The 9,896-nt window shown below is 47.2% G+C and carries 9 protein-coding genes; 3 read left to right on the plus strand and 6 right to left on the minus strand.

Features of this window, described 5'->3' with window-relative positions:
• Positions 1–664 precede the first annotated feature (664 nt).
• Positions 665–883: a hypothetical protein gene (locus QUB25_RS28685; RefSeq protein WP_333188735.1), complete on the minus strand. Its 219-nt coding sequence runs from the start codon at positions 881–883 to the stop codon at positions 665–667.
• A gap of 230 nt (positions 884–1,113) precedes the next feature.
• On the minus strand, positions 1,114–1,461 hold the full coding sequence (locus QUB25_RS28690) for a hypothetical protein (RefSeq protein ID WP_333188737.1): 348 nt from the start codon (positions 1,459–1,461) through the stop codon (positions 1,114–1,116).
• Positions 1,462–1,770: 309 nt separating this feature from the next.
• Here QUB25_RS28690 and scpB point away from each other — a divergent pair, with 309 nt between their 5' ends.
• A complete protein-coding gene (gene scpB / locus QUB25_RS28695; protein WP_006635908.1) occupies positions 1,771–2,286 on the plus strand; it encodes an SMC-Scp complex subunit ScpB in 516 nt (171 codons plus the stop codon).
• 42 nt (positions 2,287–2,328) lie between these two features.
• Positions 2,329–2,676 carry a DUF760 domain-containing protein gene (locus tag QUB25_RS28700; RefSeq protein ID WP_006635907.1) on the plus strand — a complete coding sequence of 116 codons (348 nt, stop codon included), beginning with the start codon at positions 2,329–2,331 and terminating at the stop codon, positions 2,674–2,676.
• 305 nt (positions 2,677–2,981) lie between these two features.
• On the opposite strand, the gene QUB25_RS28705 is transcribed toward QUB25_RS28700, so the two are convergent.
• Positions 2,982–4,202, minus strand: a complete 1,221-nt coding sequence (locus tag QUB25_RS28705) for an HhoA/HhoB/HtrA family serine endopeptidase (protein WP_333188740.1) — start codon at positions 4,200–4,202, stop codon at positions 2,982–2,984.
• A 316-nt stretch (positions 4,203–4,518) separates the two neighbouring features.
• Between QUB25_RS28705 and QUB25_RS28710 the strand changes: the two genes are divergently transcribed.
• A complete protein-coding gene (locus QUB25_RS28710; protein ID WP_333188742.1) occupies positions 4,519–5,433 on the plus strand; it encodes a M23 family metallopeptidase in 915 nt (304 codons plus the stop codon).
• Positions 5,434–5,761: 328 nt separating this feature from the next.
• Here the strand turns inward: QUB25_RS28710 and QUB25_RS28715 are convergent, their stop codons facing one another.
• The 3 genes from QUB25_RS28715 to QUB25_RS28725 are packed head-to-tail and all read right to left on the minus strand — an operon-like array spanning position 5,762 to position 9,778.
• Entirely contained in the window at positions 5,762–5,989 is a 228-nt protein-coding gene (locus QUB25_RS28715) for a hypothetical protein (protein WP_333188743.1), read from the minus strand.
• Between the two features lie 17 nt (positions 5,990–6,006).
• A complete protein-coding gene (locus tag QUB25_RS28720) occupies positions 6,007–7,737 on the minus strand; it encodes a WD40 domain-containing protein (protein WP_333188745.1) in 1,731 nt (576 codons plus the stop codon).
• Positions 7,730–9,778, minus strand: coding sequence for an ATP-binding protein (locus QUB25_RS28725; protein ID WP_333188747.1), 2,049 nt, complete (start codon positions 9,776–9,778; stop codon positions 7,730–7,732). The genes QUB25_RS28720 and QUB25_RS28725 overlap by 8 nt, the downstream gene beginning before the upstream one ends.
• Positions 9,779–9,896: the final 118 nt, after the last annotated feature.

Below are 9,896 nucleotides of genomic sequence, written 5' to 3' on the forward strand. Positions count from 1 at the left end.
GGGATGAAGCTGAGGCGTACTAATAGACCGAGGGCTTGACCTCTCTTTCTACATGGTAAGGATGATGACTTAATTCTGTGCAGTCTTCAGCGTTTTTCTCCCTTATTTTTTATTGTCTCTAGAAAGACGCAGTTGCACAAATCCGCTTCCATCCTGAACTCGGTTGTTAAACGCCCAGGTTGCAGATAGACCATATTTCAATCCTTCCAACTACTTTTAAATAAAACCTCCTGACGCAGTGACAAGAAAAGTCAAAAGCTGGATAAAATTAATGACATAGCCCTCAAACCTCTCTGAGAGAAGAGGAGCTGATTGCGTCTAATTTTCATCAATTCCGCAATAGTTGCATGGCAAAGCTCCCTACGCTTCGCTCCGCCCACGATTGGCTGTATCATCCAATCCAAAAGCTACTATGACGTTGTTGCGCTCGCATCGCATCAGTAAGGCGACCGATGTATTTCTGAATTCCCATAAGCTTGAGCTTGTGTCTTTGTAAAATCCTACAACTATAAGCTAAAGCTATTAAGAATATTAAAGTTTTATATTAAAGTTTTTAGGCGGTCGTCACAACGGTAACTTTTTTGAAGATTATAGCAGACTGTTTGACAGTCCTTAAACATTGATTCGATACGACTGCGACATTTACACGCTGTTACAGCTAGTTTCAATTTGCCGATATTGGTGAGTAAATACCAGCCTTCATCTTCGCCACTATTTCAATATTTTCTTTGCCCATAACCAGCGACATCAAAACATCCCAATACTTGCTGCTGATTTTAACTCCGGTCAAATAAAAGCTCGTACCTGGTACTAAACCACACTCACTTAACCGCTTAAATTCCTGTCCTTCTTCTTGAATATAGCGTCCCTGTTTTACTCTCAAAACAAACCTTATGTTCTTTTCACACAGCCCACTTATCAGCTTAACGCTCGGAAATTCAGGCGTGTCCTAAAAGGACAATTTTATAAATTTTTAGCAGACCAAGAATGGGGCAGATTAAGCTTTGTTGTTCTCGGAGGTTGCTACAGCCACAGCAAAGGCAATATCTGCCAGTACAATTGTAAAGCTCTCTTGTCCCCAATCAGGCTAATCATCAACAGATTTTTATCTGGTCACTGCGTTTTATCAATCGCGACCTTCAACTCTTGTTTATTTTTAAATTGAGTTCTCCAGATATATTTAAGTAGAAGAAACCAAAGCTTTTCAATCTTGAGGATAGGTACCTTGAGAAATCGTTGAATAGAACGTCGTCGGCTCTCAAACATGATAGGGGATGGCATCAATTTCGCCAATAACTCAATACTCACTTGTTTATGGGTTGCGAGCTGAAAAACTAAAATAGTCAGAGTCAAGTATTCAGCGTTTTTGAGCTGCTGTTGGAAACAAATTTGGTCTGATTGAGGTAACATTTTTAAATGATGGGGCTTCTTAACAAGACTGACCCCATCTTTTTTTTCCAAAAATCGGTCATAACCCCGTCGTCTGTATTGGTTGATATATTTTACCATAAGCTCAGGAGAGCCAGAAACGTTATATATTTTTGCGTCTCGAACTGATATAAAAAAATAAAATTAATAGTGTAGGTTTTGTTTCTCAACCTAACCTACACTATTAATAATTTGTGTAAGGGGAATGTTTATTCCTAACTCTCATTATTCACGACACGGAAGTTACCGAAATACGGATAACTGTTGTTTTCCTGAGTCCTTCTTCTTCCTTGCTTCTTCCTCTTTCTTTCAACGTCCCAATTCCTCGTTACTAATTCCCAAATGACTCGCTTAGCCACCACAATAGAAGCCATACTTTACCTAAAAGGTCAGCCAGTGTCGATCGCAGAAATTGCCGAGATTGCCAAGTGCGATCGAGCCGAAGCCGAAGACGCCATCATCGAACTGATGTCTGACTCGTCCCACCGCGACAGTGCATTAGAAGTCGTCGAAACCCCCACAGGATACAGCCTGCAACTCAGAGAAGAGTTTGCCAGTTTAATGCAAACTTTAATACCTCCAGAATTAGGTGTGGGAGCTTTGCGGACGCTGGCTGCGATCGCCCTCAAAGGCGGCATCGCTCAGCCAGATTTAGTTAACTTGCGAGGTTCAGGAGCTTACCAACAAGTGCAGGAACTTGTAGAAATGGGTTTCGTCCGCAAACGGCGGCCGGCTGAGGGACGGTCGTATTGGTTACAAGTTACCGAGAAATTTCACCGGTACTTTCAAGTAGACCAACTGCCAAAACAATTGCAAATTGACTTTCAGGCAAATTTGTACCCAAGCAATGACGAGTAGTTTGAAGTAGAATGTAACCAGCCAGAAATTAAGAATCGCCAAATGGTTTTTCACCCTGACTTTGACACATCCAATGCTCAACAAACCGCAGTCAATCCACTGCTGAAGTACCTCCAACACCAATCCCCGGAGGTTCTAGCCCGAGTCGCCAAGTCCGTCAGCCCCGACATCAGAGAAATTATCTCTCATAACGTTCAAGGACTGGTCGGCGTTTTGCCTTCAGAAAATTTTAACGTCGAAATTACCACTGACCGCGAAAACTTAGCAGGTTTGCTAGCTTCAGCGATGATGACAGGCTATTTTTTGAGGCAAATGGAGCAGAGGATGCACCTAGAAGAAAATTTAGCAAGCACCAGCTCGATTCAACCAAACTCGCCCAAAGACAAGTAAAAAGATCAACGGGTTGGGGAAGCCCGAAAGATGAAAGTTGTTCAGAAAAATCCATAATCCTGAATCATGGAGGCACAGGGAATTAAGAAACCGGGCTGTTAACCGGGTATCCCTTGCCCTACACCAAGGATTTTGGTGAAAAAACCCGGTTGCTACGTCCAGGACTATAAAGAATCAGATTTATCTTTCATCCTCCACCGTTTGCAACTAATAGCAGTTTCCCAAAAGAAAGCAACTGTAGGTAAGCTCCACATCCTTATCCCGTAAGTCATTCCCACTTCTGTAATCGAAAATCTCACATGGTATTACCCACCGGCGGAGCTACCCGATAGGGGAAAAGCACCCGGACGTACTTTTATATTCTGAACTTGACCCACACGGTTAATTTCCAGCTCGATTTCTTTGCCCACAACCGTGTTTTCCACCCGTTCTTGCACGTCCCCAGGAGTGTTAACCGCAATTCCGTCAACTTTTTGAATGACATCTCCGGGGCGCAAGTCGGCTTTTTGAGCGGGGGAATTTTCCACGACTCGCGCCACGGCTACGCCTTGATCGAGGGTAATTTTATTATTATCGAGCTGTTTGTTGAGTTCTGCCTTGGTCGCAGCAGTTAAGCTGACCATTTGAATGCCGAGATAGGGATGTTCGGCTTTACCTTTGGCGAATAACTGATCGGAAACTCGTTTGGCAGTTTCGATCGGAATTGCAAATCCCAAGCCCTGAGCGTCGGCGCGGATAGCGGTATTGATGCCAATTACTTCCCCTTGGTCATTGAGCAGGGGGCCACCAGAATTGCCGGGGTTGATGGCGGCGTCGGTTTGGATGAAGCGGACTCGCTTGTCGGGGATGCCGACTTGAGAACTCGATCGACCCGTAGCGCTGATAATGCCCACAGTCACGGTATTGTCGAGACCTAAAGGATTGCCGATCGCGATCGCCCACTGTCCCGGTACAATGTTGTCCGATCGACCCAAAGCCACCTGCGGCAGTTCCTTAGCATTAATCTTAACCACAGCGACATCCGTCAGCGGATCGACTCCCTGCACCTTACCCTCAAACTCGCGGCCGTCTTTGAGCGTCACCTTGACAGTATCCGTCCCGGAGACAACGTGAGCATTAGTAACGATGCGGCCGTCAGGAGTGAGAATAAACCCCGAACCGGTACCTCTCTTGATTCGTTCTTCCGGCTGCGGCAAATTCTCCCCAAAAAACCGGCGAAACAAAGGATTTTTGAAAGCTTCCGGCACTTGATTCGCCACCTTGCTTGATGCGTCAATCCGCACTACAGCCGGGCCGACTTTTTCGGCTGCTTCAGCAATAAAATTGGGATTGCTGCGATCGACCGCCCGATTTTCCAGAACAGGAGGAGAGGGATAGGGGGGGATTTGCTGGCGTACTACTGGCAAAACCAATCCGGTTTCCAGATTGTTTGAGCCTTGCAGATAGCGATTTCCCAACCATCCCATACCTCCGCCGATTGAGAGCACAGTCACATACAGGGTCGTTTGCTTAAAAGATAAACTCATTTAATAACTCCCGCTAGATACCTCATCCCCGCAGACACGTTCGGAATCAACAAGCGTTTTTGTCTTGGTGACGGGAAGGAAGCGGGGCGGGGCGTACCGCTTCCTCAAGAACATAGCTGTTAACTGGCTGGCGCTGACGGGCATCACAGGCAATTTTGCCGGATTTGCCAAGAGCGACTCAAACTAATAATTCTCATCCTAACTTGGCTTAGGCTGGGATTTACAGTCTGGGGGGTGGCTAGAGGTTGTAAATATGAAGGTTCACAGGATTTTAAAATTGTCAACTGTCCCCAATGAATACTTTTTTCTGTAGATCATGAGGTTTAAACGCTTATTTCCGGTGATTTCTGCACTAATTTGGTCGATCGCACCCGTTGGGAAAACGGCGGCAAATACCGCTAGCCCACCTGCAAATCTTCCTTCAGGTATACCTGTAGAAAACCCTGACCCCGCCCGCGATTGCCCGAGTCCGGCTATGTCTCGGTTGCGCCGCCATACTGTGGCCCAGGGCGAAACCATAGACAGCATCGCGCGCCAGTACAATGTGATTTCTGCGGCGCTGATCGGGATAAATCCGACTTTGCGGGGCGGTGAAGTATCTGCTGGAAGTGCGATCGTCATTCCTCCGTACAGTGGCATCGAGGTAGAAGTGCCTGCGGGCTGGAATTGGCAAAAACTGGCAGAAGCTTACAAAGTGCGCGCAGATTTGCTATTTGAGGCGAACGGGTGCAGGCCTTTGGGGAAAACGGTGTTTGTGCCTGCGGTGAATAGGTCGATCGGGCCTTCTATCAATCCCGATGCAACGCCATCGGTGCAAGGATTTCCGCTGCCCGCCCCTGCAGTGGAAGCTTTGCCTTACGGGCGGCAATTGCATCCGGCGCGGCGAGAATTTTTTTTCCACAGCGGCGTAGATTTTTTGGCGTCGGAGGGTACGCAGGTTTTGGCGGCGGGCGAGGGGACTGTCGCCTTTGCCGGGCCGCAGGGGGATTACGGGAATTTAGTGGTGGTGAACCATCAAGCGGGGAAGCAAACCCGCTACGCTCATTTGAAAGATATTGCGGTAAAAGTCGGTCAAAAAGTGCAGTCTGGAGGAGTTTTGGGAACTGTGGGGACGACGGGAAAACGGGACATTCCGCCATCTCATTTGCATTTTGAAGTTCGCTACAATTCGGGTTTGGGTTGGGTTGCTGAAGACCCGCTGCTTTATTTGCAAGTTACTGTTAAAAAATAGGATTGTTAGTGTGCTGGGGGGGTGACAACCCGCCCTAAATCCAGAGGGGGTAAGGATTGATCTGTGTGGTGGTAAAAAAAGATAGGCCGCATAATTGTTACACGCTTGCCTCTCCAAAAAAATATGTTACCAACATTTGACCAGACTCAGTTACAAAAACAAATGATGGAAAACCCGTTGATTTTACTCACAATGTTTTTGAACCTGATAGAATTTCAGAAACAAGTAACGATCGCACTAATCTGGTTCCTATTAATCACTTATTGGTTAACAACTTAGGAATGAGAATTAAATAACTTCCACAATAATAATTAAAATTGTAAGTTATTTAATTCGCGATCCTTATTGCCAGATCGCACATTTCTCTCAAATTCGATCGCCCGTTTCCCAAAAAGTCGATCGCACCTCCACAAAAAACCCGATCCGCCCTTTCCCTAAAAGTCGATCGCCCGATCAACCAAAAACCCGATCGCACATCAACCAAAAACCCGATCGCGGGGCCCCAGAAACCGGGTTTTTTCCTAAATACCTGGTTACAACCCACAGATTCGGGCAAAAACCCGGTTTCTTGGATTACCGCCCGCCGCTAACTCCCTCCAAACGCAGGAAATGCACCCGGCCCGATCGATCGCCCGCTACAACTGTCAATCCATCAGGGGCGATCGCACAGCAATTAAACTCAGCATCTCCGCTGAAACTAGCAACCTCTTTGCCACTAAGCAAATCCCAGATTTTCAGGGTGCGATCCGTTGAAGCGGAAACTGCTATTTTGCCACTAGGGGCGATCGCCACTGCTTTTACCTCGGAACTATGACCGGTGAGAGTTTTCAGTTCCCGGCCTGTCTCAGTGTCCCAGATTTTCAGGGTTTGATCATCTGAAGCGGAAATCGCTGTTTTTCCGTCGGGTGCGATCGCCACTGCATTTACCGGGTTACCATGACGGGTGAGAGTTTTCAGTTCCCGGCCTGTCTGAGTGTCCCAGATTTTCAGGGTATCCCCGGAACCAGAAATCGCTGTTTTTCCGTCGGGTGCGATCGCCACTGCATATACTAGGTTATTATGACCGGTGAGAGTTTTCAGTTCCCGGCCTGTCTCGGTGTCCCAAATTTTCAGGGTAAAATCCCATGAAGCGGAAATCGCTGTTTTTCCGTCGGGTGCGATCGCCACTCCATTTACCACGCTACTATGACCCGTGAGAGTTTTCAGTTCCCGGGCTGTCTCGGTGTCCCAAATTTTCAGGGTATAATCCCCCTCCCAGATTTTCAGGGTTTGATACCCGGAAGCGGAAATCGCTGTTTTTCCATCGGGTGCGATCGCCACTGCTGTTACCTCGGAACTATGACCCGTGAGAGTTTTCAGTTCCCGGCCTGTCTCGGTGTCCCAGATTTTCAGGGTATTATCCCTTGAAGCCGAAATCGCTGTTTTTCCGTCGGGTGCGATCGCCACTGCTGTTACCTCGGAACTATGACCCGTGAGAGTTTTCAGTTCCCGGCCTGTCTCGGTGTCCCAGATTTTCAGGGTATTATCCCTTGAAGCCGAAATCGCTGTTTTTCCGTCGGGTGCGATCGCCACTGCTGTTACCTCGGAACTATGACCCGTGAGAGTTTTCAGTTCCCGACCTGTCTCGGTGTCCCAGATTTTCAGGGTATGATCCGAAGATGCGGAAATCGCTGTTTTTCCGTCGGGTGCGATCGCCACTGCATTTACATAGTTACTATGACCCGTGAGAGTTTTCAGTTCCCGACCTGTCTCGGTGTCCCAGATTTTCAGGGTTTCATCCCCCGAAGCCGAAATCGCTGTTTTTCCATCGGGTGCGATCGCCACTGCTGTTACCGAGTTAGTATGACCGACAAGCGTCCGCAATGCCCCTTCATTCGCCCGCTCTAAATTAGCCTTCAAAGGCAACAGGCAAGGACTATCTTTCGATTGCCTTCCTTGTTCCAGCAACCCCTGAATCTCAGGCCTTTCAAAATCTAGCAACCTCCCCAACAAATGCCCTGCCAATTGCGTTTTATCCTCCTCCAAAATATGCGCCGACTTGCGAATTCCCCCTTGAATCAACTTCAAACTTTCAGTTTGCTCCCCCAACAATAAAACATCAGAAACCCTCGCCAAATCGTAATCCTCAATTAACCCTTGAACCCCGATCGCATCCAACTTCGCCTCAATAAAATCAAAATCCGTCAACAACTGATGCAGCCGTTCCCCTTGAACACTCTGGGCCAAATGCCCCGGCAAAGTTTCCAAAGCATAAAGCCGCTTTTCCGGCGACATTTTCCCCAACCGTTCTTTAAACTTACTCATCCCCGTACAAATCCTCCCACAAATTATCAGAAATCGCCGTTTCGATATCCCGCAGCCGCACCCCAGATTTCTGCACCACATCTTTTCTATGCAGGAATCTTTGGAAACTCGCGTGATAGATACTGTAATCGGGAGAACTATCGCCACTGCGCCGCAAAAACTGTTCCCAATCATCCAGAACTTCCTGCACGTCCAAGGCATCTTCCTCAGCAAAATCCGCCAAAATATCGCAGGAAACCGGCTTGCGAGTTTTCGTCAACAAATAAATCACCTTCAACTTCCGGCGGCGCAATTCTTTATCTTTAACCTCCATTTCCATCCGCGCCCAATGCTTCTCATAATATCCTTCCAACTCCCTCGGCAAATCTTGCAAATTCACATCGCTGTACTTGCCGCTATCGATATCATTCAGCACGTAGCGCAGGTACATAAAGTTATTCTGACTTTTTTCCGCCACCGCCGCCACAAACTGTTCGCGCTGCAAATTTTGACGGTTAATCCAACTCTGAATAGACGCGCTATTGCTGGTGCGTTTGTCAATATAAAGTTTCACATCCGCCAAACTTTCTGCACTGTACTGCATCAAATCGAAAACCTGATGATTATTTGGGAAAGGCAGAGATTCCGGCCGCTTGGAAACAATAAAATAAACATTATCCGGCAAAGCATCCGGCAAATACAAAACATTGCTGCCGCGCCCCTGCAAACTGAGATCCACTTCATCCAGGGCATCGACGACAACAATCAACTTTTTGCCGCCCAATTTAGCGCTGACTTCCCCCAACAATCGACTGAGAAAATTGCCATCTCTGGTCGCATTTTCCAGCAGTTGCGGGTGATTTAGTTGAAAGCCTCGAATTAACTGAGTGCAGGCATTTTCCAGAAATTGTTCGGCGCGGACAATGCCTTGAGATTGCGAGTTAAAATGGGCAACGCAGCGCCGCTTCAGCAGCAGCACTAACTTCGCCATAATCGAGCTTTTCCCGACTCCCGGATCTGCTTCTAAAACAAAATACCCTTTGCGATTGTTCTGCAAAAATTCGGCAATTGCTGCAAACACAAATTGGCGGCCGGTAAAGTCTTGAGTCCGATCTTGAATAATCGTTTCGCACTCGTAAGGAAGCGGCAATCGGGGTGCGGAAATATCAACAAATCGTTCCAGTGATGTTTTAATTTGCGCCAAATCGGATCGGATGCCAATTTCGATCGCCTCCAATTTCACCATCACTTGACAAATCTGTTGCTGCGTTGCCACAGCCTCCAACTTTTGCAGAATTTCCCCATTTTGCAGCCCCAAATCTCTCAGTTCCGTCAAAGCAATTTGGTGCAGATTCAACAGCATCGCGGCAAACTTTTCTCCTCCCTTCGCCGCATCCATTTTCAGCACTTCGCGGTACGCTTTCGGGAAAGTTGCGTACAGTTTTTCCGCGACAAATTCCACAATTTCCGCATCGAAGGATTTGCCCTCGCTGGCGGCGAATTCGTTGAGGAAAGTTGCCCAATCTGCCGTTGTCAATCCGGTAACTCGATCGAACTCCTCGGCATCCGCAGAAAAAATCTTGGTTAGCTGGTCTTCGGAAATAATTAAACCCCTTGACAAGTCGGCTGTATTCGTGTTAATATCCAGCCAGTATTCAGGAGTTTTCTCGGCTAATTGACAGAGTGCTGTTTCTGGATAAGGCAAATTTTTGGTTTCGGCGATCGCAATTAGGCGATCGGACTTCGCAACCTCTCTCAAAATATAGCCTATCGCCTCACCCGCTGCCTTAATCAAATCGTGATTATCGAGAATCCTCGGATTTTGGCTCAACCGTTCGGTCATCCGATTTGCCAGTTCATCAGCGGCGATAGTCTCAGCGATACTACCAGCAATTGCTGCTAAGATAGAAACTCCCCCAAGTGCGATCGGGCCGCCCATCATACCCGCTGCTGCTTGAGTTGCCGGATTGGCGATCGCATTTGAAATAACTTGTCCAATAGCCATCACCGCACTGCATCCAATAACCCTAGTTTTAAAATTAGCTAAGTCCATTAGCGGCATAAAATAAACATTCCTCTTTTAAATAGTTGGTAGTAATTATAGGGTGCATCTCAGTTTTGCAAATCCCTGAAAAAATAGCTCAAATGAAAAAGCTAGTAAAACCGTAAAAAAAACGATG

This window comes from Microcoleus sp. B3-D7 (assembly GCF_036705305.1).
Lineage (GTDB): Bacteria > Cyanobacteriota > Cyanobacteriia > Cyanobacteriales > Microcoleaceae > Microcoleus.

Bases quoted from the DNA above. Each gene is read 5' to 3' on its own strand.
- scpB (WP_006635908.1), top strand. From the start codon at position 1,771: ATGACTCGCTTAGCCACCACAATAGAAGCCATACTTTACCTAAAAGGT.
- QUB25_RS28700 (WP_006635907.1), top strand. From the start codon at position 2,329: ATGGTTTTTCACCCTGACTTTGACACATCCAATGCTCAACAAACCGCA.
- QUB25_RS28705 (WP_333188740.1), bottom strand. From the start codon at position 4,202: ATGAGTTTATCTTTTAAGCAAACGACCCTGTATGTGACTGTGCTCTCA.
- QUB25_RS28710 (WP_333188742.1), top strand. From the start codon at position 4,519: ATGAGGTTTAAACGCTTATTTCCGGTGATTTCTGCACTAATTTGGTCG.
- QUB25_RS28720 (WP_333188745.1), bottom strand. From the start codon at position 7,737: ATGAGTAAGTTTAAAGAACGGTTGGGGAAAATGTCGCCGGAAAAGCGG.
- QUB25_RS28725 (WP_333188747.1), bottom strand. From the start codon at position 9,778: ATGCCGCTAATGGACTTAGCTAATTTTAAAACTAGGGTTATTGGATGC.